This window comes from Serratia sp. TSO36 (assembly GCF_057808395.1).
In genome coordinates, this window is the sequence record NZ_JBJZOU010000024.1 from 299,859 (window position 1) to 325,446 (window position 25,588).

General features: G+C 60.2%; 32 protein-coding genes. 15 read left to right on the forward strand and 17 right to left on the reverse strand.

Features of this window, described 5'->3' with window-relative positions:
• Positions 1-14 precede the first annotated feature (14 nt).
• From kdsD to ACK3CV_RS22220, 12 genes are all read left to right on the forward strand, one after another.
• Complete coding sequence (gene kdsD / locus ACK3CV_RS22165; RefSeq protein ID WP_033648998.1) at positions 15-1,001, forward strand: arabinose-5-phosphate isomerase KdsD; 987 nt, start codon at positions 15-17, stop codon at positions 999-1,001.
• Positions 1,002-1,018: 17 nt separating this feature from the next.
• Positions 1,019-1,573, forward strand: a complete 555-nt coding sequence (gene kdsC, locus ACK3CV_RS22170) for a 3-deoxy-manno-octulosonate-8-phosphatase KdsC (protein ID WP_021505108.1) — start codon at positions 1,019-1,021, stop codon at positions 1,571-1,573.
• Positions 1,570-2,148: an LPS export ABC transporter periplasmic protein LptC gene (gene lptC, locus ACK3CV_RS22175; RefSeq protein WP_033654803.1), complete on the forward strand. Its 579-nt coding sequence runs from the start codon at positions 1,570-1,572 to the stop codon at positions 2,146-2,148. Before kdsC ends, lptC begins: the two co-directional genes overlap by 4 nt.
• A complete protein-coding gene (gene lptA / locus ACK3CV_RS22180; RefSeq protein ID WP_004937045.1) occupies positions 2,117-2,656 on the forward strand; it encodes a lipopolysaccharide ABC transporter substrate-binding protein LptA in 540 nt (179 codons plus the stop codon). The genes lptC and lptA overlap by 32 nt, the downstream gene beginning before the upstream one ends.
• 6 nt (positions 2,657-2,662) lie before the next feature.
• Positions 2,663-3,388, forward strand: coding sequence for an LPS export ABC transporter ATP-binding protein (gene lptB, locus ACK3CV_RS22185; protein WP_004937040.1), 726 nt, complete (start codon positions 2,663-2,665; stop codon positions 3,386-3,388).
• Positions 3,389-3,440: 52 nt separating this feature from the next.
• Positions 3,441-4,874, forward strand: a complete 1,434-nt coding sequence (gene rpoN / locus ACK3CV_RS22190) for an RNA polymerase factor sigma-54 (RefSeq protein WP_033648997.1) — start codon at positions 3,441-3,443, stop codon at positions 4,872-4,874.
• A 23-nt stretch (positions 4,875-4,897) separates the two neighbouring features.
• Positions 4,898-5,185, forward strand: a complete 288-nt coding sequence (hpf, locus tag ACK3CV_RS22195; RefSeq protein ID WP_004937038.1) for a ribosome hibernation promoting factor — start codon at positions 4,898-4,900, stop codon at positions 5,183-5,185.
• Between the two features lie 155 nt (positions 5,186-5,340).
• Positions 5,341-5,802, forward strand: coding sequence for a PTS IIA-like nitrogen regulatory protein PtsN (gene ptsN, locus ACK3CV_RS22200; RefSeq protein WP_016930212.1), 462 nt, complete (start codon positions 5,341-5,343; stop codon positions 5,800-5,802).
• A gap of 129 nt (positions 5,803-5,931) precedes the next feature.
• Positions 5,932-6,786: an RNase adapter RapZ gene (rapZ, locus tag ACK3CV_RS22205; RefSeq protein WP_015379177.1), complete on the forward strand. Its 855-nt coding sequence runs from the start codon at positions 5,932-5,934 to the stop codon at positions 6,784-6,786.
• Positions 6,783-7,055, forward strand: a complete 273-nt coding sequence (gene npr, locus ACK3CV_RS22210; protein ID WP_033648996.1) for a PTS phosphocarrier protein NPr — start codon at positions 6,783-6,785, stop codon at positions 7,053-7,055. The genes rapZ and npr overlap by 4 nt, the downstream gene beginning before the upstream one ends.
• 296 nt (positions 7,056-7,351) lie before the next feature.
• Entirely contained in the window at positions 7,352-7,663 is a 312-nt protein-coding gene (locus ACK3CV_RS22215) for a type II toxin-antitoxin system HigB family toxin (protein WP_164039568.1), read from the forward strand.
• On the forward strand, positions 7,660-8,082 hold the full coding sequence (locus ACK3CV_RS22220; protein ID WP_033636138.1) for a helix-turn-helix domain-containing protein: 423 nt from the start codon (positions 7,660-7,662) through the stop codon (positions 8,080-8,082). Before ACK3CV_RS22215 ends, ACK3CV_RS22220 begins: the two co-directional genes overlap by 4 nt.
• A gap of 4 nt (positions 8,083-8,086) precedes the next feature.
• Here ACK3CV_RS22220 and ACK3CV_RS22225 read toward each other — a convergent pair whose 3' ends face one another.
• From ACK3CV_RS22225 to ACK3CV_RS22270, 10 genes are all read right to left on the reverse strand, one after another.
• Positions 8,087-10,003, reverse strand: coding sequence for a BglG family transcription antiterminator (locus ACK3CV_RS22225; protein ID WP_033648995.1), 1,917 nt, complete (start codon positions 10,001-10,003; stop codon positions 8,087-8,089).
• A gap of 51 nt (positions 10,004-10,054) precedes the next feature.
• Entirely contained in the window at positions 10,055-11,269 is a 1,215-nt protein-coding gene (locus tag ACK3CV_RS22230) for a lactonase family protein (RefSeq protein WP_164039565.1), read from the reverse strand.
• Between the two features lie 288 nt (positions 11,270-11,557).
• Complete coding sequence (gene dagF / locus ACK3CV_RS22235; protein ID WP_004937022.1) at positions 11,558-12,298, reverse strand: 2-dehydro-3-deoxy-phosphogluconate aldolase; 741 nt, start codon at positions 12,296-12,298, stop codon at positions 11,558-11,560.
• Positions 12,295-13,413, reverse strand: a complete 1,119-nt coding sequence (locus ACK3CV_RS22240; RefSeq protein WP_049212950.1) for a DgaE family pyridoxal phosphate-dependent ammonia lyase — start codon at positions 13,411-13,413, stop codon at positions 12,295-12,297. Before ACK3CV_RS22240 ends, dagF begins: the two co-directional genes overlap by 4 nt.
• Positions 13,397-14,536 carry an amidohydrolase/deacetylase family metallohydrolase gene (locus tag ACK3CV_RS22245; RefSeq protein ID WP_041036830.1) on the reverse strand — a complete coding sequence of 380 codons (1,140 nt, stop codon included), beginning with the start codon at positions 14,534-14,536 and terminating at the stop codon, positions 13,397-13,399. Before ACK3CV_RS22245 ends, ACK3CV_RS22240 begins: the two co-directional genes overlap by 17 nt.
• A 60-nt stretch (positions 14,537-14,596) precedes the next feature.
• Entirely contained in the window at positions 14,597-15,247 is a 651-nt protein-coding gene (locus tag ACK3CV_RS22250; RefSeq protein WP_033636148.1) for a DUF4310 family protein, read from the reverse strand.
• 11 nt (positions 15,248-15,258) lie between these two features.
• Positions 15,259-16,035, reverse strand: a complete 777-nt coding sequence (locus ACK3CV_RS22255) for a DUF4311 domain-containing protein (protein ID WP_004937006.1) — start codon at positions 16,033-16,035, stop codon at positions 15,259-15,261.
• A gap of 30 nt (positions 16,036-16,065) precedes the next feature.
• On the reverse strand, positions 16,066-16,362 hold the full coding sequence (locus ACK3CV_RS22260; RefSeq protein WP_041036832.1) for a DUF4312 family protein: 297 nt from the start codon (positions 16,360-16,362) through the stop codon (positions 16,066-16,068).
• A complete protein-coding gene (locus ACK3CV_RS22265; RefSeq protein WP_033636151.1) occupies positions 16,362-16,727 on the reverse strand; it encodes a glycine-rich SFCGS family protein in 366 nt (121 codons plus the stop codon). Before ACK3CV_RS22265 ends, ACK3CV_RS22260 begins: the two co-directional genes overlap by 1 nt.
• 36 nt (positions 16,728-16,763) lie before the next feature.
• Positions 16,764-17,090: a glycine dehydrogenase gene (locus tag ACK3CV_RS22270; RefSeq protein WP_489009902.1), complete on the reverse strand. Its 327-nt coding sequence runs from the start codon at positions 17,088-17,090 to the stop codon at positions 16,764-16,766.
• Positions 17,091-17,534: 444 nt separating this feature from the next.
• Here ACK3CV_RS22270 and rnk point away from each other — a divergent pair, with 444 nt between their 5' ends.
• Complete coding sequence (gene rnk / locus ACK3CV_RS22275) at positions 17,535-17,945, forward strand: nucleoside diphosphate kinase regulator (protein ID WP_004936993.1); 411 nt, start codon at positions 17,535-17,537, stop codon at positions 17,943-17,945.
• 37 nt (positions 17,946-17,982) lie between these two features.
• Here the strand turns inward: rnk and ACK3CV_RS22280 are convergent, their stop codons facing one another.
• From ACK3CV_RS22280 to ACK3CV_RS22290, 3 genes are read right to left on the reverse strand one after another with little or no spacing between them, the layout of a single operon-like run.
• The gene (locus ACK3CV_RS22280) at positions 17,983-18,771 is read right to left on the reverse strand and encodes a sulfite exporter TauE/SafE family protein (protein WP_041036834.1); all 789 of its coding nucleotides are present in this window, start codon (positions 18,769-18,771) and stop codon (positions 17,983-17,985) included.
• Complete coding sequence (locus tag ACK3CV_RS22285; protein WP_041036836.1) at positions 18,764-19,645, reverse strand: formyltransferase family protein; 882 nt, start codon at positions 19,643-19,645, stop codon at positions 18,764-18,766. Before ACK3CV_RS22285 ends, ACK3CV_RS22280 begins: the two co-directional genes overlap by 8 nt.
• Positions 19,642-21,096, reverse strand: a complete 1,455-nt coding sequence (locus ACK3CV_RS22290) for an FAD/NAD(P)-binding protein (protein ID WP_041036837.1) — start codon at positions 21,094-21,096, stop codon at positions 19,642-19,644. The genes ACK3CV_RS22285 and ACK3CV_RS22290 overlap by 4 nt, the downstream gene beginning before the upstream one ends.
• A 283-nt stretch (positions 21,097-21,379) precedes the next feature.
• Between ACK3CV_RS22290 and ACK3CV_RS22295 the strand changes: the two genes are divergently transcribed.
• On the forward strand, positions 21,380-22,162 hold the full coding sequence (locus ACK3CV_RS22295; protein ID WP_025304388.1) for an AraC family transcriptional regulator: 783 nt from the start codon (positions 21,380-21,382) through the stop codon (positions 22,160-22,162).
• A 4-nt stretch (positions 22,163-22,166) separates the two neighbouring features.
• Here the strand turns inward: ACK3CV_RS22295 and cybC are convergent, their stop codons facing one another.
• Complete coding sequence (gene cybC, locus ACK3CV_RS22300; RefSeq protein WP_033636156.1) at positions 22,167-22,553, reverse strand: cytochrome b562; 387 nt, start codon at positions 22,551-22,553, stop codon at positions 22,167-22,169.
• Between the two features lie 138 nt (positions 22,554-22,691).
• A complete protein-coding gene (gene pmbA, locus ACK3CV_RS22305) occupies positions 22,692-24,032 on the reverse strand; it encodes a metalloprotease PmbA (protein ID WP_033648986.1) in 1,341 nt (446 codons plus the stop codon).
• A 179-nt stretch (positions 24,033-24,211) separates the two neighbouring features.
• Here pmbA and yjgA point away from each other — a divergent pair, with 179 nt between their 5' ends.
• Positions 24,212-24,760, forward strand: a complete 549-nt coding sequence (yjgA, locus tag ACK3CV_RS22310) for a ribosome biogenesis factor YjgA (RefSeq protein WP_004936968.1) — start codon at positions 24,212-24,214, stop codon at positions 24,758-24,760.
• 30 nt (positions 24,761-24,790) lie between these two features.
• On the opposite strand, the gene ACK3CV_RS22315 is transcribed toward yjgA, so the two are convergent.
• On the reverse strand, positions 24,791-25,090 hold the full coding sequence (locus ACK3CV_RS22315) for a barstar family protein (protein WP_004936963.1): 300 nt from the start codon (positions 25,088-25,090) through the stop codon (positions 24,791-24,793).
• 5 nt (positions 25,091-25,095) lie between these two features.
• The gene (locus ACK3CV_RS22320) at positions 25,096-25,563 is read right to left on the reverse strand and encodes a ribonuclease (protein WP_033648983.1); all 468 of its coding nucleotides are present in this window, start codon (positions 25,561-25,563) and stop codon (positions 25,096-25,098) included.
• Positions 25,564-25,588 lie beyond the last annotated feature (25 nt).

Below are 25,588 nucleotides of genomic sequence, written 5' to 3' on the forward strand. Positions count from 1 at the left end.
CGACGGGAATGAGTATGTCGAACATTGAGTTGCAACCGGGCTTCGATTTTCAGCAGGCCGGCAAAGAAGTGCTTCAGATAGAGCGTGAAGGGCTGGCTCAGCTCGACAGCTACATCAACGCAGACTTCACTCGCGCCTGCGAAACGATCGCCGCCTGCGGCGGCAAAGTGGTGGTGATGGGCATGGGCAAATCCGGCCATATCGGCTGCAAGATCGCCGCGACCTTCGCCAGCACCGGCACCCCCTCATTCTTCGTTCACCCGGCGGAGGCCAGCCATGGCGATTTGGGCATGGTCACCCCGCAGGACATCGTGCTCGCCATCTCCAACTCCGGCGAGTCCAGCGAGATCCTGGCGCTGATCCCGGTATTGAAACGCCAGCAGATCACCCTCATCTGTATGACCAATAATCCGGAAAGCTCGATGGGCAAGGCGGCGGATATCCACCTGTGCATCAAGGTGCCGCAGGAAGCCTGCCCGCTGGGGCTGGCGCCGACCACCAGCACCACCGCCACGCTGGTGATGGGCGATGCGCTGGCCGTCGCGCTGCTGAAAGCGCGCGGTTTCACGCAGGAAGACTTCGCGCTGTCGCATCCGGGCGGCGCACTCGGCCGCAAACTGCTGCTGCGGGTTAGCGATATCATGCACAGCGGCGACGAAATGCCCCACGTCAGCGCCGACGCCTCGTTGCGCGACGCGCTGCTGGAAATTACCCGCAAAAATCTGGGCCTGACGGTTGTCTGCGACGATTTGATGAAAATCGCCGGCATCTTCACCGACGGCGACCTGCGCCGGGTGTTCGACATGGGCATCAACCTGCACGAGGCGAAGATCGCCGATGTCATGACGCCGGGCGGCGTACGGGTGCGCCCCAACATCCTGGCGGTCGATGCATTGAACCTGATGCAACAACGCCACATCACCGCGCTGCTGGTTGCCGATGGCGACCAGTTGCTGGGTGTGGTACATATGCATGACATGCTGCGCGCCGGCGTCGTTTAATTAAGGAATAGAACGGAATGGGTATGGTAGAAACCTGCTACGGGCCGGTAGAACAAGAGGTTATGGCGCGTGCCGGGAACATCCGCCTGTTGATTTGCGACGTTGACGGCGTGCTGTCGGACGGCCTGATCTTCATGGGCAACAACGGTGAAGAATTGAAAGCGTTCAACGTGCGCGACGGCTACGGCATCCGCTGCTTGAAAACCTCGGACATCGAGGTGGCGATCATCACCGGTCGCTCCGCCAAGCTGCTGGAAGACCGCGCGCAGACGCTCGGTATCACCCATCTGTATCAGGGGCAATCCGATAAGCTTTTGGCCTTCCGCGAACTGTTGGATAAACTGTCGTTAACGGCGGATCAGGTCGCCTATATCGGCGATGACCTGATCGACTGGCCGGTGATGGCGCAGGTCGGCCTGGCGGTCGCGGTGGCGGACGCCCACCCGCTGCTGACGCCGCGCGCCCACTACGTCACCCGCATTGCCGGCGGCCGCGGCGCGGTGCGCGAACTGTGCGACATCATTCTTTTGGCTCAAAATAAGCTGGAGGACGCCAAAGGGCTGTCGATATGAGTAAAACCAAACTGTGGATCACCATCCTGTTGACGGTGATCGTTCTGGCGCTGATCGGCTGGAACATGACGGATTTCAGCGACGACACGGCCCCTGGCCCGGTCAACGATCAGGATCCGACCTACCAGAGCCAGCACACGGTCACCGTGGTGTACAACCCGGCCGGCAAGCTGAATTACAAACTGGTGGCGGAAGACGCGAAGTATTACACCGCCGGCGAGCTGAGCTGGTTCACCCAGCCGGTAATGACGCTGTTCGATGAGAATGCGGTGGCCACCTGGTCAGTTCGCGCCGATCGCGCCAAACTGACTAAAGACCGGATGCTGTATCTGTATGGTCACGTCGAGGTAAACAGCCTGACCACCACCTCGCAGCTGGAAAAAATTAAGACGGACAACGCTCAGGTAAACCTGGTCACCCAGGACGTCACCTCCGATGACGAAGTCACGATTTACGGGACCAATTTTACCTCTAACGGCATGAAAATGCGTGGGAACCTGCGGACCAAAACCGCTGAGCTGATTGATAAGGTTAAGACCAACTATGAAATTCAGAACCAAAAACCAACTCCGTAACCTGTTGCTCGGCAGCTTAGTTTTGGCCGCCAGCGCCCCCGCTCTGGCGCTGAAATCCGACTCCAGCCAGCCGGTCAGCATCGACTCGCTCAAGCAGTCGTTGGACATGCAGAGCAACGTCAGCACCTTCACCGACAACGTGGTGATCAAGCAAGGCACCATCGATATTCGCGCCGATAAGGTGGTGGTCACCCGCCCGGGCGGAGATCAGAATAAGACCTATATTGAAGCGTTCGGCAACCCGGTAACCTTCTACCAGATGCAGGACAGCGGCAAGCCGGTCAAAGGCCACGCGCAGAAAGTGCGTTACGACGTGGCGACCCAGCTGGTGACCCTGACGGGCAACGCCTATCTGGAGCAGCTCGACAGCAACGTGAAAGGCGATCGCATCACCTATCTGGTGCAACAGCAGCAAATGCAGGCGTTTAGCGACAAAGGCAAACGCGTGACAACGGTTCTGGTACCGTCGCAGTTGCAAGACAAAAACGAGCAGAAAAAGAGTAACTAATCACTTATGGCAACACTCATCGCAGAAAACCTGGCGAAAGCCTACAAGGGCCGTAAAGTTGTCGAAGACGTCAGCCTGAAAGTGAAATCCGGCGAGATCGTCGGCCTGCTCGGGCCGAACGGCGCCGGTAAAACCACCACCTTCTACATGGTGGTCGGCATCGTGCCACGCGACGCCGGGCGCATCGTGATCGACGAAGAAGACATCAGTCTGCTGCCGCTGCACGCCCGCGCGCGCCGCGGCATCGGTTACCTGCCGCAGGAAGCGTCGATCTTCCGCCGCCTGAGCGTGTACGACAACCTGATGGCGGTGCTGGAGATTCGCCCCGATCTCACCAGCGAACAGCGCGAAGACCGCGCCAAGGAGCTGATGGAAGAGTTCCATATCTCCCATCTGCGCGACAGCCTCGGCCAGGCGCTGTCCGGCGGTGAGCGTCGCCGCGTCGAAATCGCCCGCGCGCTGGCGGCCAACCCGAAATTCATACTGCTGGACGAACCCTTCGCCGGGGTGGATCCGATCTCCGTTATCGATATCAAGAAAATCATCGAGCACCTGCGTGACAGCGGCCTGGGCGTGCTGATCACCGACCACAACGTGCGCGAGACGCTGGACGTGTGTGAACGCGCCTACATCGTCAGCCAGGGCAAACTGATTGCCCACGGCACGCCGGATGCTATTCTGGCCGACGAGCAGGTTAAACGCGTTTATCTGGGCGAAGAGTTCCGCCTCTAAGCGCCGGCGCGCCCTGCGGGGCGACACCGTTAACGGAAGTAGACAGAAAACTATGAAGCAAGGTTTGCAACTCAGGCTCAGCCAACAGCTGGCCATGACTCCTCAGCTCCAGCAGGCGATCCGCCTGCTGCAGTTGTCCACGCTTGAACTTCAGCAAGAGATCCAGCTGGCGCTGGAGAGCAATCCGCTGCTTGAACAGACCGATCTGCACGACGAAATCGACGCCAAAGAAACCCAGGAGACCGAGGGGCTCGATACCCGCGAGGCGCTGGAACAGAAAGACATGCCGGAAGAGCTGCCGCTGGACGCCACCTGGGATGAGATCTACACCGCCGGCACGCCGTCCGGCACCGGCACCGACTACAGCGACGACGAACTGCCGGTCTATCAGGGCGAGACCACCCAAACGCTGCAGGATTACCTGATGTGGCAGGTGGATCTGACGCCGTTCTCCGATACCGACGCCGCCATCGCCACCTCCATCGTCGACGCGGTGGACGACACCGGCTATCTCACCGTGCCGCTGGAAGACATTCTGGAAAGCCTGGGCGACGAGAACGTGACCCTCGAGGAAGTCGAGGCGGTATTGAAGCGCGTGCAGCGTTTCGATCCGATCGGCGTCGCCGCGCGCGATCTGCGCGATTGCCTGCTGGTGCAGCTCTCCCAATACGCCAAAGACACCCCTTACCTGGCCGAAGCGCGGCTGATCATCAGCGACCATCTGGATCTGTTGGCCAACCACGACTTTCGCAGCCTGATGCGATCAACCCGGCTAAAAGAAGATACACTGAAAGAAGCGATGCTGCTGATTCAGTCGCTCGATCCGCGCCCGGGGCAGTCGATCAATACCGGCGAGTCGGAATACGTGATCCCGGACGTGCTGGTGCGCAAGACGCAGAACAAATGGACGGTCGAGCTCAACGGCGACAGCGTGCCGCGTTTGAAGATCAATCAGCAGTACGCCGCGCTGGGCAACAGCGCCCGCAGCGAAGCCGACGGCCAGTTTATCCGCAGCAACCTGCAGGAAGCCAAGTGGCTGATTAAAAGCCTGGAGAGCCGCAACGAGACGCTGCTGAAGGTCACCCGCTGCATCGTCAGCCAACAGCAGGCGTTCTTCGAGCAAGGCGAAGAGTTTATGAAACCCATGGTGCTGGCGGATATCGCCCAGGCCGTGGAGATGCATGAATCGACGATCTCGCGCGTCACCACGCAGAAGTTTCTGCACAGCCCGCGCGGCATTTTTGAATTGAAGTATTTCTTCTCCAGCCACGTGAATACCGACAGCGGCGGCGAAGCCTCCTCGACGGCGATCCGCGCGTTGGTGAAGAAATTGATTGCGGCGGAAAACCCCGCCAAGCCACTCAGCGACAGCAAGCTGGCCACCCTGCTCGCCGATCAGGGGATCATCGTGGCGCGGCGCACCGTCGCCAAGTACCGAGAGTCTTTGTCCATCCCGCCGTCGAACCAGCGTAAACAGTTGGTTTGACCTCTATTGAGAAGGAAGACACTATGCAGCTCAACATTACCGGACACCACATCGAAATCACCGATCCGTTGCGCGAGTTCGTGAACAACAAGTTCGCCAAACTCGAACAGTATTTTGATCGCATCAATCAGGTGTATGTTGTATTAAGTGTGGAAAAAGTGCAGCAAATTGCGGAAGCAACGGTGCACGTGAATGGAGGCGAGTTGCACGCCACCTCGGAAGACGAGAATATGTATGCCGCAATTGATACGCTGATCGACAAATTGGCACGTCAATTGAACAAACATAAAGACAAATTGAAGCAACACTGACACCCTAACCCACTCCATGAGGCGGCATCCGTCGCCGCCTCGCCCTTCGGCGCGTGACCCGCATGGGTGACGCGCCGAACGGTAATCAGGGTTAAAACCGACGAAAAACCGCCTTGCCGGGTGCGCCCGGCGGCGCGGTTTTAAGTGAAGATGAGATGAACAACGAATATATGCAATTAAGCTCGGTGTTAAACATCGAGTGCACCAAAAGCTCGGTACACTGCACCAGCAAGAAGCGGGCTTTGGAAATTATCAGCGAACTGGCCGCCAAACAGCTCAATCTGCCTTCGCAGGTGGTGTTTGACGCGGTTCTCACCCGGGAGCGCATGGGCAGCACCGGTATCGGCAACGGTATCGCCATTCCCCACGGCAAACTGGAAGAGGACACACTGCGGGCCGTTGGCGTGTTTATCCGTCTCGACCAACCCATCGCTTTCGACGCTATCGACAACCAGCCGGTCGACCTGCTGTTCGCGCTGCTGGTGCCTGCCGATCAGTGCAAAACCCATTTGCATACCCTGTCGCTGGTCGCCAAACGCCTGGCCGACAAAACCGTATGCCGCCGCCTGCGCGCCGCGCAAAGCGACGAAGAACTTTACCAAATCATCACCGAGTAATGTCCGGCCGGCGTGACTTCCAGCCCGGATAACGTTACTGTTTCACGATGATGGATCCGGCCTCGGCCGGAATAACAAAGTTTCCACCGGTGGCGATGAACGCCGCCGCGATGCCAGGGGAGTTGCCACATGGTGCTGATGATTGTCAGCGGCCGTTCCGGTTCCGGAAAATCTGTCGCCTTGCGGGCGCTGGAAGACATGGGTTTTTACTGCGTTGACAACCTGCCGGTGGTGCTGCTGCCGCAGCTCGCCAATACGCTGGCGGAACGCAATATCTCCGCGGCGGTCAGCATCGACGTGCGCAACATGCCGGAATCGCCGGAAGTGTTCGAATACGCGATGACTCAGCTGCCGGACAGCTTCTCGCCGCAGCTGCTGTTCCTCGACGCCGATCGCAACACGCTGATCCGCCGTTACAGCGACACCCGCCGCCTGCACCCGCTCTCCAGCAAAAACCTGTCGCTGGAAAGCGCCATCGACGAAGAGAGCGATCTGCTCGAACCGCTGCGCTCGCGGGCTGACCTGATTATCGACACCTCGGAAATGTCGGTGCACGAGCTGGCCGAAATGCTGCGCACCCGCCTGCTGGGCAAGCGTGAGCGCGAGCTGACCATGGTGTTCGAATCCTTCGGCTTCAAGCACGGCATCCCGATCGACGCCGACTACGTGTTCGACGTGCGCTTCCTGCCGAACCCGCACTGGGATCCGAAGCTGCGGCCGATGACCGGTCTGGATAAGCCGGTCGCGTCGTTCCTCGATCGCCATACCGAAGTGCACAACTTCATCTACCAGACCCGCAGCTACCTGGAGCAATGGCTGCCGATGCTGGAAACCAACAACCGCAGCTACCTGACGGTCGCCATCGGCTGTACCGGCGGCAAGCACCGCTCGGTGTACGTGGCGGAACAGCTGGCCGATTACTTCCGCTCGCGCGGCAAGAACGTGCAGTCACGCCACCGCACGCTGGAAAAGCGCAAACAATGACGGTCAAACAGACGGTTGAAATCAAAAACAAGCTGGGCATGCACGCGCGCCCGGCGATGAAACTGTTCGAGCTGGTGCAAAGCTTCGACGCCGAAGTGATGCTGCGCAACGAAAGCGGCACCGAAGCCGAGGCCAGCAGCGTCATCGCGCTGCTGATGCTGGACTCCGCCCAGGGCCGGCATATCGAAGTCGAAGCGACCGGCCCCGACGAAGTCAACGCGCTGGAGGCGGTCGTCGAGCTGTTCAACTCCGGGTTTGATGAAGATTAGCCGCTGAAGCCCTCCCGCGAATGCGTCGCAACGACGCGTTCGTTCTCTTTGCCTTCTCTCCCTGACACGATCTCCCGCTTTTCACTTTGCGTATCCGCTTCCAAAGTCAGCCGTAACTGCCTGTAAATGCGAAGTATTGATTTACCCGCACGGCGCTAACCGCAATAGTATGCAACGACAAAAACGGGCTGCGGCCGGGTATTTCCCTCTCACTGTGAGCGGGGATGATAAGTTTACAATTTGTGAACACCTAAGACAGTCGCTATAATGTTCACCAGGCAGGAATCGAGGGAGCGATGCATATCATTTCCAGGGAGCCGTTCAATAACGCAACCAAGCAATACCCTAATGAAGCCGCTGCTCTCGAGGCCATTTATAAAGCGTTGCGACGCGGCGAGTTCCGCACGCCGGACGAGTTAAAAGCGCTTTTTCCTTCGCTCGATCGTATGAAATACAAAGAGAAATGGTGGATCATTGACGTCGGCGGCAACCACCTGCGGATTTTGTTCTTCGCCAGCTTCGAGACACAGAAAGTCTTCATAAAGCATATCGTTAGCCACGCCGAGTACGACAAGCTGATGCAGCACTATCGAAGGAGTTCATCATGATTACAGATGCCATTAAGGCCGCCGATGCGCTGCTGCGCGCCGTGCCCTTATTGCAGGGCAGCAGCTCTCAGCAAGACTACCGGGAAGCGCTCGAATTGGTGGAATATTTGCTGGAAAACGATGAACACCATCCGCTGATTGACATGCTGGCAAAAAAAATCGCCGAATATGAAGATAACAGCGCCGAATTTACCGCATTCAACCAGCGTATCGCCCAACTCCCGCAAGGAGTGGCCGCGCTTCGCGTATTGATGGAACAACACCAACTTAGCCAAAGTGATTTTGAACATGAGATCGGTAAAAAGTCGTTGGTCAGCCAAATCCTGAGTGGCAAAAGATCGCTGACCATTCCGCACATTATGGCGCTGGCCAAACGCTTCAATCTGCCCCCGGCCCTCTTCCTGCCGGAAGCGGATTAGCCCCTCAGCTCCGGCTCAGGCAGTCCAGCGCCACCGCTTTAAAGCTGTCGAAGCTGTCGCTGCTCAGCAGGCGGCTCATTGAGCGTTCACGCACGAAGGTGACGAACAGCTCGTAGATCGCCATCGCCTCTTCATAGTCGCTCTTGCTGATCGCCAGCAGGAAAATCACGTGCGCGACCTCACCTTCTCCCCAGGCGACGCCCTGCGGCGCCAGCAGCGTCACCACCACGGTCTTTTTGGCCAGCAGCCCCAGCGAGTGCGGCAGCGCGATGCCCTCGCCCAGCAAGGTGGAGACGATCGCCTCGCGTTCGACCACCGACGGATAGAAGTCCGCGCCGACGTACCCTTCCCGCTCCAGCTGGCCGCACACTCGGCTGAACAGTTCCGCCTGCGTCAGCGGCTCGTTGAGCACCATGAAATGCTCGGCGTCGAAAAACTTCTCCAGCATGTACGGTCGGGTGCGATCCACCAGCACCAGCTTGCCCAGCTGCTCCAGCTGGTAATCGGTTGGGAACGGCGACATCACCACCACCGGCTTGTTCTTTTCGCCGATGCGGGCGTTGGAAATCACGAAGTCTTCGTCGATATGCGCAAGCATCTCGTAATCGCGCAGCGAGACGATACGCGTCATCACCAGCTGCGGATACTTACGCGCAATCTGCGCCTGGATCATGCGCACCGTCGAGTTGCCGGTATCGCACACCAGCATCACCTGCGGGTGGCGTTCATAACCGATGTTGTAATGCCGCTCCAGCCCCACGCCGATGTGCAGCACCAGGTAGCCTATCTCATTCTCGCTCAGGGTATAGGGGGTGTATTTGCCCCAGCTGGAGACCGCCGCCAGCGTCACGTCGTAAGCCATCGGATAGTGCTGCTTGATGTTGGCCAACAGCGGATTGGGGATATTGATCTGGTATTTCACCCGCGTAATCATGGTCTTGATATGGGTGAGCAGATCGGCCCGCAGCTGCTCGTCGCCCTGCAGGTTGTAGTTATAGTGTGCGTTGATGTAGGACAGGATGTAGTCCACCAGCGCTTCTTCATCGTCGGCGTTGATCTCGGTCGGCTGCACGTCCTGCACGCGCCGCGCGGCGATATTGACCCGCAGATAGGCCTCTTCGGCCATCGAGATCTCTTTGCCGGAGGCCGAACGCAGTTCCGCCGCCAGGCGGGTCGATACCTGGCGCACCGCGTCGTCGCCGTCTTCCACCTCGAAGTCCGGCAGCGGATAGCCGTCGTTGATGCGCCGCAGCGCCACCGCGCAGTAGAAGATCAGGTACTGCTCGCCCTCGTCGGTCAGGCGAATGGCGTATTGCGACAGCAGCGGGTGCAGCAATCCGGCGAACGCCGCTACCTGCGGCTGCAGCAGGATCTCGTTGTTGAGCAGCGGGTTCTCGGCGTCGGCCAGCTGCAGTTGGAACAGCAGATCGGTCAGGCAGGCGCGGATCGCCATCTCCGTGCCGAACAGCTTCATGCCGTAACGCGGCTTGGTTTCAATCGTCAATTGATAGTGCGCCAGACGCTCTCTCACCTCAGCCATGTCGTTTTGCAACGTACCGCGGCTGACGAACCACTCGTCGGCCAGATCTTCCAGTTTAAGGGAGAAGGCTGAGGTCAAAAAACGCACCAGCAGATAATGCACACGCTCCTGCGCGCTGCGCGGGGTGGCATGCTTGCGGCGCTCCTGATGCTGCAGGGCGCTGAACAGCGCGGCGTTATCGACCTGCAGGCGATAGCCGGCACCGCGGTTATGCACGAAACGCGCGCCGTATTTGTCCAGAATCTCGTTCAGCGCGGTGATGTCCGCCCGCACCGTGCGGGTGGACACGGCGAAACGCTTCGCCAGCTCATCCTGCGGCAAAGTCTCGGTTTGCAAGGCATCGAACAAGTAAGCCAAACGCGGGTAAGGAAATCGCACCATTCTGTGTCCGTCAATCAGGCGACCCGCCCGGCGAACCGGGCGGGCCACGGGTTACTTCGGCGGCGGCAGAAACGCCATTTGCGAGGGGCTGCCGATCGGCAGATAGCCGCCCACAACGCTGAGTTTGCCGTCCGTCGGGTTTACGCTGAAGCGGGTGACGTTATCGCTGCGCTGGTTCAACGCATACAGATAGCGGCCATCCGGGCTCAGCGCCAGCGAACGCGGATAATCGCCGCGCGTCCAGGTTTCCGCCACCGGTTTCAACTCACCGCCGGCGCCCACGCTGAACTGGGCAATGCTGTTATGCAGCCGGTTGGCGACGTACAGCGTGTCGCCGTTCTTGCTGAGCGCCAGCCCCGAAGCGAAGCTGGTGCCCTGATAGTCGGCGGGCAGCGCGGAAATCGCATGCAGTTGTTTCAGAGTACCTTTTTGGCGATCAAAACGGTAGCTGGTCAACGTCGAGGCCTCTTCGTTCACCAGCAGCACGGTTTCGCCGTCCGGATGGAACACAAAGTGACGCGGACCCGCGCCGGCGGAAGAGGCGGCGATCCACGGCGGATCGTTCGGCGTCAGCCGGCCGCTCGCGGCGTCAAAGCGCCATTGGTAGATGCGATCCAACCCCAGATCGGTGGAGAACACGAACTTGCCGCTCGGATCGCTGGCGATCATATGGGCATGCGGGCCGTTGTGATCGCTGATGGCGAAGCTGCCGTTCACCGCCGCCGCCGGTTTGGCCGCGCCCGCCGGGCCCTGCTGTTGCTGCACCGAGCTGGCGGCGCCCAGGCTGCCGTCCGCTTCGATCGGGAAAGCCGCCACGCTGCCGCTGACATAGTTCGCCACCAGCAGATGGCGCCCGTCCGGCGTCGATGAGAGATACACCGGCCCCGCTCCCTGCGAATCCACCTGGTTGAGCTGCGTCAGGCCGCCGTCGGCCGGATTGACCCGGTAAGCGGTGATGCCGCCGTGCTTGCCGCCGTTGAAATCGGCCACTTCGCTGGCGACATACAGCGTCTTGCCATCGGCGCCCAGCGTCAGCTGCGCCGGATTCGGCACTTTGCTGACCAGCGTAACCTGGCTCAGCGCGCCGCTGACCGGATCGACCTGCACCCGGTAAACGCCTTCGCCGTTGGGATTGTAGGTGCCGATATAGGCGAAATGAGATGACGTGGAATTCATTGCATCCTCAGCATGCAGCGCCGGGCCGGTCATGGCCAGCAGCGCCAGGAACAACGCGGTGCGTCGGGTTGGAGCCTGCCTGTTTCGCATAGTAATCCTCAGTATATATCCGTCATCTTTCAAGCCGCAGCGTTGTTGGCTACGCAGTTACTCGGCCCATCCATGGGCCTCCCCCCTTCGGGGCCGCTGCAAGCAGCGTTTAAATCTGCTCCCGGCAGATTTTTCACCCCAGTCACTTACTTAAGTAAGCTCCTGGGGCTCCTGCGCTTGCCGCCTAACTGCAACTTGAAAGCTATAGGCTATAGCTAACGGCGGCGCGGCATGCCGCGCCACGGGAAAACCTTCGCCTCCCAGCGTTTAACTCATCCCATTGCGCGTTCAGCCCACCAGCTTTTTGGTCATCGCCAGCAGGGTTTTCACGTCCTGCGGGCGCGTGTCGCCGCTGGCGGCGTCGATGATCGAACTGTAGATATGCGGGATCACGCGTTTCACGCCGGCCGCCAGCGCGATCTCGACGATCGGCTCGTAGTTCTCCAGATCGATGCCGCCGGTCGGCTCCAGCATAAAGTCATGCTCGGCGCAGGCCTTAGCTACGTACTGATATTCGTCCTTGCACTTCAGGCCGCCCATCGGGAAATATTTGATGGAGCTGCCGCCCATGTCTTTCAGCAGGGCGATGGCGGTTTCCACCGGCACGATGCCGTCCGGCGCCGCGGCGCTCAATGGGCCGGTAGAGATCTTCACCCAGCCAACGCGGCCGGTCGGCGATACCAGGCCGTTGACCACGCTGTCGTTCTGGCCCAGCAGCGCGCGGCTGGCGCCAACGCCGGTAAACACCTGGTTGACGTGCTGCGGCTGCACCTGCTGAGCGATCAGGCTGACCATCGCCGACTGCTTCGGATCGCCGGCGCCCAGTCCGACCGAGAGCGCGTTGTCGATCAGGCGCGCATAGCGCAGCATGTCGGTCACCGCGCTGTCGACGTCCGGGTAGTTCTTGGAGAGCACGCCCACCAGCACATGGCCTTCCGCCGCGGCGTAGATGTCCTGCGCATTGGCTTTGGAGCCGGCCAGCACGTTCAGGCAGACGCGGTCACGATAGTAGTTAGGCTGCAGCTTCATGCTTGTTTCTCCGTAAACAGGTTTTTGATACAGGTAAAGACGGTCATCAGCTGTTGCTCATCGACGCTGCGCACGTCGACCTCAATCTTGCCCTCGTTGGCCTTGTAGCCGCGGAAGTAGATGGCGATGTCGCCGGTTTTCAGCGCCTGGACGATGTCATAGGTCGACCGCCCCAGCACCGCTTCGTCGAAGGCGATCTCGGCGCGGGCGATATCGCGGCCGGCGCTGTCCCAGACGGTTCTGGCGCTGACGCCGGTCAGGGTGTTGAGGCTGTCGAGGAACGGCGTCATCCGCGCCACCATCTGTTGCCCGGTGGTTTTCTCAAGCGTCAGATAGCTTTCGATCGCCTGCGTCAGGCCGAGGATGCCCTCTTTGCCGACCTTCATCGCCCGGCCGATGCCGCCGGACTGCAGCTTCACCCACTCGACGTACTGTTTCTTACCGATAACCAAGCCGCTGGTCGGCCCCTCGATGGCTTTGGCGCCGCTGTAGATCACCAGATCGGCTCCCATCTGGTAGTAACACATCAGATCTTCTTCCGCCGCGGCGTCGACGATCAGCGGCAGGTTATGCTTGCGCGCCACCACCGCCGCCTGTTCGACGGACAGAATACTTTTCTGCACGCAGTGGTGCGATTTGACGTACAGGATCGCCGCCGTCTGCGGCGTGATGCAGGCTTCAATCTGCTCCGGCGAACATTCGTTGGCGTAGCCCGCTTCCACCACCTTGCCGCCGCCCAGCGCCACCATGGTGTCCACCGGCGCGCCGAAGTTGACGTTGTGGCCGCGCGGCAACACGATCTCACGCGGCACGGCGATCGGCGCCGAGTGCAGGTTCACCAGCAGATTGGCGTTATCTTTGACGATCGCTGCCGCCACCGACTGGGCGATGCCCGCCGAGGCGCAGGAAACGATCACCGCGTCCTCCACGTTGAGCAGATCGGCGATGTAGGCGCCGGTCTTGTTGACCAGATCCTTGATTTCGAAATAGTGATTCAGGCCGTAGTCAACGGCGTCGATCACATCCTGGCGCGGCGTGGAAACGCCGAGAATGGTCATGCGGCCGGAGGTGTTGATCACCTGCTTCAAACCGTATTTTTCATAAATCGAAGACATCGCTTGCCTCCCCTTGTTCGGTTAATAGGATTTCCCCGGCCACCACCGCGGCCAGCGGCACCAACAGCTGTTCGCCCTCGGCGGTTTGCCCTTCGGCGTCGGCGAACACCTGCGGTTCGCGGCGCAGTTCAAACAGCGTGAAATCGGCGTCATAGCCCGGCTCCAGCCGCCCTTTGCCGCTGAGCTGCAGCGCCGACGCGGCGTTCTCCGTCACGCAGGCGATCACCTGCGGCAGCGTCAGGCCGACGCTGAAAAATTTGGACATCACCGTCGCCAGGCTGTGCACCGGCCCGTTTATGCGGTTGCGGCAGTAAATATCGGAGCTGATGGTGTGCGGCAAAATGCCCAGCTTGATCGCCTGGCGCGCCACCTCGAAGCTGAAGCTGGCGGTGCCGTGCCCCACGTCGAGCAACACGCCGCGCCGCAGCGCGCGCTGGATCGACTCGCGCAGCGTGCCCGCCGGCGTCAGAATGCGGTTCGGTTTGCCGTTGTAGCAGTGGGTGATGATGTCGCCACGAGTCAGCAGATCGGCGATCTCGTCCAGATCCGGCGGGTTGTTGCCGATATGCACCATCAGCGGCAGCTGGCGGTTTTCCCGCTGGATCTCTTTGGCCAACACCAGCGGCCGGGTGCCGTTCTTGCCCACCACGCTGCTGCTCATGCGCGCCTTGATGCCGATAATGAAACCGGGATGGTTGGCGATGGCCTGGCCGGCCTCGCGCTTGTCGATGTCCGTCAACTCCGCCAGCTCGTTCTGCCGCAGCAGGCCGATGCGCGAGATGTTGAGGAAGGCGAACACGTTGGTTTTGGCGCTGCGCGTCAGCTGATAAAAGGCGTCGATATCGTCGGCGCCGGTGCTGCCGGCATCGACCACGCTGGTGACGCCGCTGGCGACGCCGACCCGATCCGGCTCGTCATGGTAAATCGGCGAGTCGGGATAACAGTGCACGTGCGCATCGATCCAACCGGCGCTCAGGCGGCAGTTGCCCGCCAGATCCAGTTGGCGAACGGCGCTGACGTCCGCCGCCAGCCGCCCGACCGAGGCGATTTTGCCGTCTTTCACCGCCAGATCGATCAGCGTGTCGTCCGCCAGTCTGGCGCCTCTGATTACTAAGTCATACATACCGCATTGCTCCTGTTAGCCCGGGCGCCGCCGCATAGGGCGGCGCCTGGCGCAGGCCTCTCAAGAAATGGCTACCGGGAAGATCGCCCCCAGGATCATCGCGCCGAGGATCGCTCCGCCGGTGATCGGTTTACCCCAGATATAGAACAGCAGCGCGCCGAGCAGCGAACCGATGCCGATCGGGATCGAGGCGGTCATCGCCGACAGGATGATCAACGGCCCGAGGAAACGGCCCGACGAGTTGCCCGCGCCCATCATCACGTCCGCCCCGTAGGTGGAGTTGCTCTGATTGATGGTGAATTTGCGCGCCAGAATGATCACGTAACCGATCGCCAGGCCGATGACCAGGCCGGTCACCAGCGAAGCGGCGAAGTTGGCGACCGGGAACACGATGCCGGCCCCCAGCAGCAGCGCCGGCACGCCCAGCCCGACGCCGGTCTGGATCGCGCCACCGATGTCCAGGATGCCCACCAGCGAGCCTTCGATGATGCGCGCGAACAGGAAGCTGGCGCCGAACGCCGCCACCGCGCCGTATACGCCGGTATCCATCCCCGCCCGCAGCATGGAGACGAACGCCACTTCGTTAAAGGCGCCGATGCCGTACAGGTAATACATGTGCGTCCCGGCGAACACGCCGGAGGACAGCAGGCCAACAAAAATCGGGAATGACCAGTCGGCGTACCAGAAGCCTTTTTGGGTTTGCTCTTCCATCATCCCGCTCCTTATTTACCGCTCAGGGTGTTGTGAATAGCGTCCAGCCAGCCCGGCACGCCGAGGCTGAAGGACTCGAGAACTTTCATGTCGAAGCCGCGGAAGAAGCCGCTCAGCACGAACAGCAGCACGATCACCGCCATCATGATCTTGGTGATCTTGTTCCAGCCGCTCTCTTCCACGCCTTTGCCGATCAGAATGCCCAGCACCAGGCCCGGCACGGCGTTGCCCATGATCAGCTGCGCCAGGCCGCCGAAGATGGTGCCCCAGAAGCCGGAACGGCGCCCGGCGTCGATCGCCGCCAGCCAGAAGATCACTGGCATCACGGTGTTCACCAGCAGGTTGGCCGCCGGCACCAGCACCTTGATCGCGGTGACCTGCAGCGCGGCCGGCACGGCGGAAGCGGTGGTATTGAGGAAGGCCACCACCAGCATGCCGATGATGCCGCAGGCGATGGCCATTTTTTTCGGATCGTGCAGCGTTTGCGCCAGATTGCGGTTCTTGACCATCAGGGCCGCCGCGCCCCAGTGCGGGATGATGCGGTGGTCGACGTCCTGCGTGAAGGAACCCGCCGCCACGGAAGACGCCCAGGCGTTGAAGAAGAAGCCCAGACCGAATGAGAAGTGGGAAGCCGGATCGCCCTCGCAGGAATTCAGCTCGCCCAGGGTGCGAAACGCCCCCATGCCCTGTGTTGTCGGCGCGTGGAACATGCGTGCGGCGCCGGCCCCTACGCCGACCCCCACCAGCCCACCGATAATAATCGATTTAAATAAGATGATTAAAAACATCAGTATACCCTTTCATTTATGCTAACGTTTTTATTTCGTGACGAAGACAACCTTCTCGGTATTGATAATGGTTACGCTCACGGTTATTTCCAGAGAAACGGCATAGCTCTTTCTTTCACGCGGCAAAAAGAAGAAAAGAAATTTCTCTTTAGTTATTTTCTCTTCCGCTCTCACTACGCTGACGTCCTGCGGCTCGATACGCAGCAGAATATTGTTGGTGGACTTTAATACCGCACCCTGCACATTAGCCAAGGCGGAAGCAAAAGCTTTCGCTTTGCTGTCGCCTTTACCCTCCACCTTTACCGATGTGGTATATTGCTCTTTCATTATGGATTGCCATGTTTTTTGATGTAGGCTTCCACCAATTTCTGGCCCAACTCTTCTTTATCCATAAAGCCGAAGCCCAGCACGTTGCAGCCTTCGTTAATTGCCGTCACGCCCTCTTCCACCGAACGCATGCCGTATTTGGCTTTGTAGCCGTGTTTGGTTTGCGCGGTAATCGCGCCGGCGCCGCCGCTGCCGCAAAAAGAGATGCCCAGCTGCGCGTTTTCCGCTTTCATGACGTCACCCAGCTTCATATCCGCCGCCACGCCGGGGATAACCACCGCTTTTCCGCCTGCGTTTTCAACGCCCTGGCCGACTTTTTGCCCTTTACCCAAACGATCGCCGATCACTACGGTAATTTGACCCATGGTATATTCTCCTGATTGAAATCGATGCGTTAACCGCTATGCGTTATTATCTTTCGCCACTTCGAAGTGCACTGACAATAAATAGGCTTCTTCGATAGGCAATGTGCCAAGCTGATTCACCACGCGCTCCGCCATTTGCATGGATTCGGCGGAGATTTCGTCGAACAACGATTTATCCACCTCCGGCAACGGCTCGCCGGTTATTGAACGCAGCACCATGGCGCGAATATGCGATTCCAGCATCTGTTGCTGCACCGCATTGGTATAAATATTTTCAGCATTCAGCATCGCGGCAATATCCGCCAACACCCGAGCGGTGATCTCACCGGCTGCGCTGACATCGGATTGTTCAATTTCTTTTATCGAAGCAGATCCATCATTCACTTTTCAGTACCCCTAGATCCCACATTAATCAGTAAGCCGTAAAGCGCATCACCTGAATAACCCGCTTTCTGTGATGTCTTTACCCTACCCCCGGTAGGATTTTCTGTGTAGACCGGTTTTTTCCAGTTCGAAGTGGAAATCGCATGACGCGCGGGGATCCATTTCGCAAAACGGCGCTGCGGTGAAAAAGTTAATGAGATAACATATAGATAACCGGGCTAACCGTTTCTTTCGCCACAATTGACGATGAAAGCCTTCGTGATCGGGATCTCTTTCTTTTCTCGTCCCAACCGCCTACTATCAATGGGACAAATCGACATTACCCACACCCCCGCTCCTCTGGCGCGGGGGTGTTGCTTTGTGTTGTTTTTCCGAATTTATGGGTGCACAGACTGGCACCCTTTGATTTGACTGGAGAGTGGAATGACCAAACCCATCATTACTATTAATGAGCTGGATGCGGAACGCCTGGATGCGCTATTGGAACAACCGGCCTTTGCCAACACCGACGTCGCCGCCGCGCTGAACGACGAGTTGGATCGCGCGGAAATCCTGCCGCCGGAGAAAATGCCGGCCAACGTGGTGACCATGAACAGCCGCGTGCGTTTTCGCGATCTGCACACCGATGAAGAGCACGTGCGCACGCTGGTTTACCCGGCATCGCTGAAAGACAGCCACGATCAGCTGTCGGTGATGGCGCCGCTGGGCGCAGCGCTGCTCGGCATGCACGTCGGCAAGCAGATTTCCTGGCAATTGCCGAACGGTGAAGAAGCGCGGATTGAAGTGCTGGAGTTACTGTACCAGCCGGAAGCGGCGGGCGAATACCACCGTTAAGCGGTTCTCAGGGCGGCATCCGGCCGCCCTTTCTGTTTCAGACGCAGATAGCGATCAGCACGGCGATCAGCAGCAGCACGTAGATTTTGGCATGCAGCGCATCGCTCACCTTAGGCAAACAGCGCCTGGCAAATGCGATCCCCGCAATTCCCGCGGCCACCAGCAACCCCAGAATGTTCAGATTGACGTAGCCCAGATACTGCGGCCCGCTCATCTCGCGCCACCCCAACACGATATACATCAGCGCGCCGATCACCGCCACCGGGATCGACAGCGGGTTGGCGGCGCTGACGCAATACTTCATGTCGTAACCATGGCGGCGCAGCAGCGGCACCGTCATCACGCTGCCGCCCACCCCCAGCAGGGTGGCGATGCCGCCGATCAGCGGCCCGCCGCCCCACAGCGTGGCGGGGGAAAGTTCGGCGCGCGCCGGTTTGATCAGGAAGCCCCGGCGGAACAGACAGTCGGCGATGGTCACCGCCATATAGGCCACGAACAGCCCGCGGATCACGCCGTCCGCCAGCAGCGAGGAGGCGAACGCGCCCAGCGCCGCGCCGATGCCGATGAAAAAGATCAGCGGCACGATGGTTTCACGCAGCAGGTTGCCGCTGCGCCAGTTGGTCAGCGTGGCGTAACTCGCATTGAGGATCATCACCGCCGTCGAGGTCGCCACCGCGATATGCATCGCCTGGCCGGGCTGCTCGCCCGACGCGGAGATCAGGTGATAGACGAAAGGCACCACCACAAAGCCGCCGCCGAAGCCGAACAGAATGGTGGTGATGCCGGTCAGAAAACCGGCACCCAGTACAATCAAGGTTTCAATCATGGCCGTGCGCCCGCACGAAGTCGTCGAACCCGGCGCAGAACTGCCCCGCCAGCGGGTGAAAACGATCGCCGACGAACAGCCCCAGATACTGCTCGCGCACGGCGTCATGGTCCACCAGCTCAATGCCCGCCTGTTCCGCCTGCGCCAGCGTCTGCGCGTCCGGGAAGCCCCAATAGCGCGAATCGCCCTGCTTTTCCGCCGCGATCGCTTCGCTGTGCTCCGCCAACATCAGCCGGCGCGCCAGGAAAGAGCCACTCTGCACGCCCAACAGCATCATGTTTTCCAGGAACGACAGATCGTGACGCAGCTCGGCGGGCAGGCGGGCGATAACCGGGCCGGCGTCCCAGTGCTCATCCATTTCATGCAGCGTTACCGCACAGTCCCTGTCACCGTTCATCAACGCGCGGAACAGCGTCATCACCCCGCGATAACGCGGCAAGTCCCCCGGATGCAGGTTCCACAGCAGCTTGCCGCGTCGGCTGAAGGCGCGCACATAGTCGGCGGAGAATTTCTGATAACAGCGCAGGGAGATCACCCCATCCATATGCCCCAGGCTGCTGATAAACGCGGCGTCATTGATGTCGAGAACGCGATGCGCTTTGACCCCGGCGGCGGCCAGGAACAGGGCCGGCGGCTGATAGGCCCCCTCGCAGGCGGCAGCGTTGCGGCCAACGAACGGGAACACGAAATCGTTCAGCACTTCGCGCTCATACAGCCCCAGGCGGCGAACCGCCGGCTCCTGCGTGCGCCCGGCGCTTTTCGCCAGGGGGAAATACACCGTAAAGGCACACTCGCTCTTCAGGGTGGCGATCAGATCCTGACACACCAGCCAGGAGAAAATGTCGTTGCCGACAAAGAGCGCTACGTTTTTCATGCTTCAGCCTTCTTTGCGTTGAAAATAGGGTTGTTGAACACGATCTTGCTGATATCCCGCGTGATGGACTCCATCGCCGAGGTGTAAAAAAGATCGCCCTTGGCAGGCGCGCCGAGCGAGTAGAGATGCTGCTCGCGGCCGCGCCGGTCGGCGATTTTCAGCGTGTGCGGGTTGCACTTCACGCCGCCGAACAGGTTCTCTTGCACCAGCCCGTCTTGCAGCAGTTGCTGGCTCAGCCGGTTGGGCGGCAGTTGATAGGACGGCGTGGTGCAGTTGAACAGATACTGCGCATGCACCCGTGCCTCATGGCAACGAAGGATAAACCCGTCCGTTCCCTTGCTGATATCCGCCAGGCCGCCACAGGCGCGCAGGCGTTGGCTCTCCAGCGCCGCCACGATCTTGTTGGCGTTCTTGATCGGCATGGCGTGCCGATTGCGCATCCAGGAGGAGTTGTAAAAGCGCATGAAGACCTGCCGGTTGTTGGCATCCATCTTGACCCAGGCGGCGCACACCGCCGGGTGGATCGCCGCCAGATAGCTGCAGATATGCTCCCGGGCAAAACGCGCGCGATCGAGGCTTTCCGCCAGATCGCGGTAACAATCGCGCCTTTCCCCCAGCGCCGAGAGCACCGTCAACCGCTCCGGCCCCGGATAGTGGCGCGCCAGCGCGGCGTTGATCGCATGCACCAGCTGATGCGCGTCAATGAAATCGCGGCCGGCGACAAAGCGCCGAACCCCCTCCACAAACGCCTCCGGCGGCGGACGCATCAGCGCCGGCTGCACGCTGGGGAACAGGCCCGAGCGCGACAGGGCGCAGATGTCGGTCGCCCCCAGGCGCTCCATCAGCTCAACGATGGCGTCAATCGCCGTCAGGCTACAGCCGATCACGCCGATGCTCGAATAAGGGTTGATCGGCGGCAGATCCTGGTGGGCCTGATAAGCGATCACCCCATCCACCGGATAGAGACATTCCGGCGGGTTGTGCCCCGAACACAGCACCAGCGCGTTCATCTGTTCGGCGCCGCCACAGGTGGTGGTCAGCCGGTAGCCGGCTTCCAGCGGCGCGATGGCATTCACTTCGGCGGTCACGAAATTCAGCGCTACGTTGCTATCCGCCGCCATATAAATCGTCATGTCTCGAATAAAATCGAGATATTCCCGATACAGCCAGCGCGGCGGATAACGATCCTGGCAAAACTGTGGGAAATGCATGGCGATCCAATCGACGAAGTGCACATCGTCGAAAATATCCGCCGACATATTTTCCGGCGTCATATTTAATATATGGCTGTCAAAATCGCTGCTGTATGCCATACCGCCCTTGAAGCCCTGCTTGTCGAACACCGTCAGGGAAAGCGGCCTTTTGCAATGATTAACCGACTTATTTTTTATAAAGTTATACGCAAAAGCGATCCCGGCGGCTCCGCCGCCAACCACACCGAACTTATACATGAAATATCACCTTATAGTCATTGAACTGCGCTAAGAACTATTGCTTCAGGTGTTGGAATAAAAAGATGCTTTATTCCTTATTAACTTCTTGTATTGCGAGAACGAAAATCTTCGTCCCACCCCGGTGTGAAAACTTGCACGGGCTATATGGCCGATAAAATAGCGGCGCCCCGAACAAGCGTTATTTTTCTGCTCCGATAGTAGGGCGACGGCCGTTGGCTTGCTTTATATGAAAGGCCAACTATCATTGCGTTTCGGCCAACCTGCCCGCCAAAGGGAACACATGCGCAACGTCCGCATTGATGACATCGACCACGTAACGCGCGCGGTGATCGCCATCGGCACCGATTATCCGCCGGGGCACCTGCTGCCGATGCACAGCCACCGGCGCGCGCAGTTGTTGTACGGCGCCACCGGCGTCATGCACGTTTTCACGCAGCAAGGCAATTGGGTCGTCCCGCCGCAGCACGCAGTGTGGCTGCCGCCGCAGATGCCGCACGCGGTGAGGATGGTCGGCGTCACCACCCGCAGCCTGTACCTCGAACCCGGCGCGTTGCCCGCCGAACGGCCTCAGGTGTGCCAGGTGGTCAGCGTCACTCCGCTGATGCGCCAGCTGTTGATGGCGGCGGTGGATATGCCGCTGGAGTATGAACAAGAAGGGCGCGACGGAGCGCTGGCGACGCTGCTGTTGCATGAGCTGGCTCGGCTGCAGCCCTTGCCCCTGCACATTCCGCTGCCCGCCGATCCCCGGCTGGGCGAGCTGTGCCGCGCCTTTTTGCAGCACCCCGACGCCCACGACTCCGCGCAGCGGTGGGCCCCTCGTCTGTACATGAGCATTCGCACCTTCAGCCGCTTCTTTCGCGCGCAGACCGGCCTGCCGTTTTCGCAATGGCGCCAGCGCGCTTGTGTGGTGCTGGCGTTGGCGCTGCTGGCCGAAGGGCGCAGCGTAACGCAGGTGGCGATGGAGATGGGATATGACAGCAGCGCGGCGTTTTCAACCATGTTTCGCCGCGTGCTGGGGCAGGCGCCCTCCTCCTATCTGACGGAAGACGGGCGCGACGGTTGACGGTTTAGCGGAATTTCTTGTGGTTGGCGTCGCGGGTCTGTTTGAACCCCTGCGCCAGCTGCTTCGCTTCGGCGACTTTGCCCTGGTTGGCCAACGCCAGCGCCTGATCGATCTGGCCGATCAGGGTATCCAGCCCGTGACGAAAATCTTTCATCTCCGGGCTGTCAGCGGCTTTGTCTTCCAGCTTCGGCGGGGTGCCCTGTTTGGCGTCCTGCGCGGCGGCGCGCATGTTTTGCAGGCTCTGTTTGAGGGTGGCGGCGGAATCGGTATTCAGCACCGTTTTGTAGTTTTCCGCCAGGGTGTCCATATCGTCGCCCAGATCGGCGGCGACCGCCAGCGAGCTGGCTGCCAGCAGCGTCAACGCCGCCAGCGCTTTCAGGGTATTCTGCATGTTTGCTCACCTTCCAGTTATTGTTTTAATTAACCCACCGTTACCATAGGCAAGGCCGGGCAAAACCGAAACCGGAGATTTGTAAGCAAGGTTGAGGCAGGATAACGCGCGGCCGGCGGGTGCCGGCCGCGCCGCGAATCACTGACCGGCGATCTTCATTTCCGGCAGCAGCACCGAACCGCACTGGATATTGCTGCGGGTTTCGATATCGCTGCCGACGCTGACGATGTTGCGCAGCATGTCTTTCAGGTTGCCGGCGATGGTGATCTCGCTGACCGGATATTGGATCTCGCCGTTTTCCACCCAGAAACCGGCGGCGCCGCGCGAGTAATCGCCGGTGACGCCGCTGACGCCCTGGCCCATCAGCTCGGTGACCACCAGGCCGGTGCCAAGCTGTTTCAGCATGCCGGCGAAGTCGGCGCCCTGCCCGGCAATGCGCCAGTTATGGATGCCGCCGGCATGGCCGGTGCTGTGCAGGCCCAGCTTGCGCGCCGAGTAGCTGGTCATCAGCCAGGTTTGCAGCACGCCGTCCTTGACGATATCGCGCCGCTGGGTGCGCACGCCCTCGCTGTCGAACGGCGTCGACGCCAGCCCTTTCAGCAGGTGCGGATGCTCTTCGACGGTCAGCCACGCCGGCAGGATCTGTTTGCCGAGCGAGTCCAGCAGGAAGGTCGATTTGCGGTAAACGCTGCTGCCGCTGATGGCGCCCACCAGATGACCGAACAGCCCGGTGGCCACCTCGGAGGCGAACAGCACCGGCGCCTTCATGGTCGACAGTTTGCGCGGCGCGAGACGCGCCAGCGTGCGGCGGGCGCACTCCTGCCCCACCCACTCGGGGCTTTGCAGATCGCCCATCGCACGGCCGATGGTGTAAGCGTAATCCCGCTCCATATCGCCGTCCTGCTCAGCAATGACGCAGCTGGACAGCGAGTGGCGGCTGGAACAGTAGCTTTGCAGCATGCCGTGGCTGTTGCCGAACACCTTGATGCCGTAGTGGCTGTTGAAGCTGCCGCCTTCGGTGTTGGTGATGCGCTTGTCCGCCGCCAGCGAAGCCTGCTCGGCGCGCGCCGCCAGCTCGATGCCGCGCTCGGCGTCCAGCTCGATCGGGTGGAACAGATCGAGATCCGGCGCCTCGAACGCCAGCAGATCTTTCTCCGCCGGGCCGGCGCAAGGATCCTCAGAGGTGTAGCGCGCGATATCCAGCGCCGCCTGTACGGTGCGGGCGATGGCGTCCGGGCTGAGATCGGTGGAAGAGGCGCTGCCTTTGCGCTGGCGGTGATACACGGTGATGCCCAGCGCGCCATCGCTGTTGAACTCGACGTTTTCCACCTCGCCGAAGCGGGTGCTGACGCTGATGCCGGTCGATTTGGTGACCGCGACTTCCGCCGCATCGGAACCGGCGCGGGCCAGCTCCAGCGCCTGAGAGACGGCCTGTTCCAGCGCCTTGCGCTGTTCTGCAACTTGAGTGACTACTTTCATCAATCTGCCATAATTAATCAGAAAATCGTTGAGAAAAGTGCCGGAGCGGCGTAGTTGTGCACGCGGAGCGGCGCGCAAAAATCCTGAGATCTCTGCCGTTGAGTCTAACAGGAACCGCGTTGAATTTCGCATAAAGCCGGCAACCTGTTAGGATTAGCCTCTTTTTAACGGAGCCTACCATGAACAAACAGCCTGAAGACTGGCTCGACGATGTCCCGGAGAATGAAAACGAGGACGATGACGAGATTATCTGGGTCAGTAAAAGTGAGATTAAACGTGATGCCGAAGCGCTGAAAGACCTGGGGGCCGAAATGGTCGATCTGGGCAAAAACGCGCTGGATCGCATCCCGTTGGACGAAGATTTGCGCGCCGCCATCGAGCTGGCGCAGAAGATCAAGAAAGAGGGTCGTCGCCGTCAGCTGCAGTTGATCGGCAAGATGCTGCGCGCCCGCGATATCGAGCCGATCCAGACCGCGCTCGACAAGCTGAAAAACCGCCACAACCAGCAGGTTTCGCTGTTCCACAAGCTGGAAGCGCTGCGCGACCGTCTGGTGGAAGAAGGCGATGACGTGATTCCGTCGATCCTGGATCTGTATCCGGCCGCCGATCGCCAACAGCTGCGTTCACTGGTGCGCAACGCGCAGAAAGAGAAGGCCGCCAACAAGCCGCCTAAGGCTTACCGCCAGATCTTCCAATACCTGCGCGAGCTGGCCGAAGCGGCCGACTAAGCGCCGCCGCCATCCCGGGATGAACCCGTTTCATCCCCGGTGATGGGCCGGTTCGCCGCTACTTTCGCGGATATTGAAACGCAGGCTGCCTTCCAGCTCTTCTTCCGCCTCTTCAAACAGCAGAATGATCGCGCCGAAACGACGCTTGCTGCGGGCATTCAGGTGAGTGAACTCGATTTCCACCGGCAGGCCGATATCGCCGGTCACCACGTCCCACAGCGCGTCGAGGTTGGCGCCGAACCCCTCGTCCAGCGCAAACTTGTGCGCGAAATCGCGGTAGAAGGTCGGCACATCCTGGATCTGTTCGAAATCAAACTCTACTTTTGCCATCAAACTCACTCCACACGAATGAAGTTTTTGTAATGGTCGCGCGTGACGAAGATCAGACCGTCGCTCGAATACAGCAGGCGATCGGCGCCGCGCCGGCCACACTGATAATTGATGTCCGCTTCGCGCCAGACCCGGCCGCCGGCGCTCGGCAGTTGCCCTTCACGGTTAGAGAACCGATCGCCGCCGATCGCCTTGCCCGGCAATACCGCACAGAGGTTGCCTGAACGCGGATCCCAGCCCTGCTCGCGCGCCTGCTTCTTGGTGACGTAATAGCCCGGCAGCCGCTGATGCTGCTGCAGGTAACTCACCACCGTTTGCTGCTGCGTGAGCCGATCGATGCTCTGCTGCTGTCCCGCCGGCGCTTGGGCCACCGCCGGGTTGCCGTCGATCGCACGGTGCTCGTTGCCGCGCAGCGCGCTGAAGACGGCGATGACCACGGCGATGACAATCGCCAACAGAATCCGCTTGTTCATGACATTCCCTGAAATTATGCCGCCG

What these genes read in the sequence shown, in the direction of transcription:
- kdsD (WP_033648998.1), top strand. Translation starts at nt 15, where the DNA reads ATGTCGAACATTGAGTTGCAACCGGGCTTCGATTTTCAGCAGGCCGGC.
- kdsC (WP_021505108.1), top strand. Translation starts at nt 1,019, where the DNA reads ATGGGTATGGTAGAAACCTGCTACGGGCCGGTAGAACAAGAGGTTATG.
- lptC (WP_033654803.1), top strand. Translation starts at nt 1,570, where the DNA reads ATGAGTAAAACCAAACTGTGGATCACCATCCTGTTGACGGTGATCGTT.
- lptA (WP_004937045.1), top strand. Translation starts at nt 2,117, where the DNA reads ATGAAATTCAGAACCAAAAACCAACTCCGTAACCTGTTGCTCGGCAGC.
- lptB (WP_004937040.1), top strand. Translation starts at nt 2,663, where the DNA reads ATGGCAACACTCATCGCAGAAAACCTGGCGAAAGCCTACAAGGGCCGT.
- rpoN (WP_033648997.1), top strand. Translation starts at nt 3,441, where the DNA reads ATGAAGCAAGGTTTGCAACTCAGGCTCAGCCAACAGCTGGCCATGACT.
- hpf (WP_004937038.1), top strand. Translation starts at nt 4,898, where the DNA reads ATGCAGCTCAACATTACCGGACACCACATCGAAATCACCGATCCGTTG.
- ptsN (WP_016930212.1), top strand. Translation starts at nt 5,341, where the DNA reads ATGAACAACGAATATATGCAATTAAGCTCGGTGTTAAACATCGAGTGC.
- rapZ (WP_015379177.1), top strand. Translation starts at nt 5,932, where the DNA reads ATGGTGCTGATGATTGTCAGCGGCCGTTCCGGTTCCGGAAAATCTGTC.
- npr (WP_033648996.1), top strand. Translation starts at nt 6,783, where the DNA reads ATGACGGTCAAACAGACGGTTGAAATCAAAAACAAGCTGGGCATGCAC.
- ACK3CV_RS22215 (WP_164039568.1), top strand. Translation starts at nt 7,352, where the DNA reads ATGCATATCATTTCCAGGGAGCCGTTCAATAACGCAACCAAGCAATAC.
- ACK3CV_RS22220 (WP_033636138.1), top strand. Translation starts at nt 7,660, where the DNA reads ATGATTACAGATGCCATTAAGGCCGCCGATGCGCTGCTGCGCGCCGTG.
- ACK3CV_RS22225 (WP_033648995.1), bottom strand. Translation starts at nt 10,003, where the DNA reads ATGGTGCGATTTCCTTACCCGCGTTTGGCTTACTTGTTCGATGCCTTG.
- ACK3CV_RS22230 (WP_164039565.1), bottom strand. Translation starts at nt 11,269, where the DNA reads ATGCGAAACAGGCAGGCTCCAACCCGACGCACCGCGTTGTTCCTGGCG.
- dagF (WP_004937022.1), bottom strand. Translation starts at nt 12,298, where the DNA reads ATGAAGCTGCAGCCTAACTACTATCGTGACCGCGTCTGCCTGAACGTG.
- ACK3CV_RS22240 (WP_049212950.1), bottom strand. Translation starts at nt 13,413, where the DNA reads ATGTCTTCGATTTATGAAAAATACGGTTTGAAGCAGGTGATCAACACC.
- ACK3CV_RS22245 (WP_041036830.1), bottom strand. Translation starts at nt 14,536, where the DNA reads ATGTATGACTTAGTAATCAGAGGCGCCAGACTGGCGGACGACACGCTG.
- ACK3CV_RS22250 (WP_033636148.1), bottom strand. Translation starts at nt 15,247, where the DNA reads ATGGAAGAGCAAACCCAAAAAGGCTTCTGGTACGCCGACTGGTCATTC.
- ACK3CV_RS22255 (WP_004937006.1), bottom strand. Translation starts at nt 16,035, where the DNA reads ATGTTTTTAATCATCTTATTTAAATCGATTATTATCGGTGGGCTGGTG.
- ACK3CV_RS22260 (WP_041036832.1), bottom strand. Translation starts at nt 16,362, where the DNA reads ATGAAAGAGCAATATACCACATCGGTAAAGGTGGAGGGTAAAGGCGAC.
- ACK3CV_RS22265 (WP_033636151.1), bottom strand. Translation starts at nt 16,727, where the DNA reads ATGGGTCAAATTACCGTAGTGATCGGCGATCGTTTGGGTAAAGGGCAA.
- rnk (WP_004936993.1), top strand. Translation starts at nt 17,535, where the DNA reads ATGACCAAACCCATCATTACTATTAATGAGCTGGATGCGGAACGCCTG.
- ACK3CV_RS22280 (WP_041036834.1), bottom strand. Translation starts at nt 18,771, where the DNA reads ATGATTGAAACCTTGATTGTACTGGGTGCCGGTTTTCTGACCGGCATC.
- ACK3CV_RS22285 (WP_041036836.1), bottom strand. Translation starts at nt 19,645, where the DNA reads ATGAAAAACGTAGCGCTCTTTGTCGGCAACGACATTTTCTCCTGGCTG.
- ACK3CV_RS22290 (WP_041036837.1), bottom strand. Translation starts at nt 21,096, where the DNA reads ATGTATAAGTTCGGTGTGGTTGGCGGCGGAGCCGCCGGGATCGCTTTT.
- ACK3CV_RS22295 (WP_025304388.1), top strand. Translation starts at nt 21,380, where the DNA reads ATGCGCAACGTCCGCATTGATGACATCGACCACGTAACGCGCGCGGTG.
- cybC (WP_033636156.1), bottom strand. Translation starts at nt 22,553, where the DNA reads ATGCAGAATACCCTGAAAGCGCTGGCGGCGTTGACGCTGCTGGCAGCC.
- pmbA (WP_033648986.1), bottom strand. Translation starts at nt 24,032, where the DNA reads ATGAAAGTAGTCACTCAAGTTGCAGAACAGCGCAAGGCGCTGGAACAG.
- yjgA (WP_004936968.1), top strand. Translation starts at nt 24,212, where the DNA reads ATGAACAAACAGCCTGAAGACTGGCTCGACGATGTCCCGGAGAATGAA.
- ACK3CV_RS22315 (WP_004936963.1), bottom strand. Translation starts at nt 25,090, where the DNA reads ATGGCAAAAGTAGAGTTTGATTTCGAACAGATCCAGGATGTGCCGACC.
- ACK3CV_RS22320 (WP_033648983.1), bottom strand. Translation starts at nt 25,563, where the DNA reads ATGAACAAGCGGATTCTGTTGGCGATTGTCATCGCCGTGGTCATCGCC.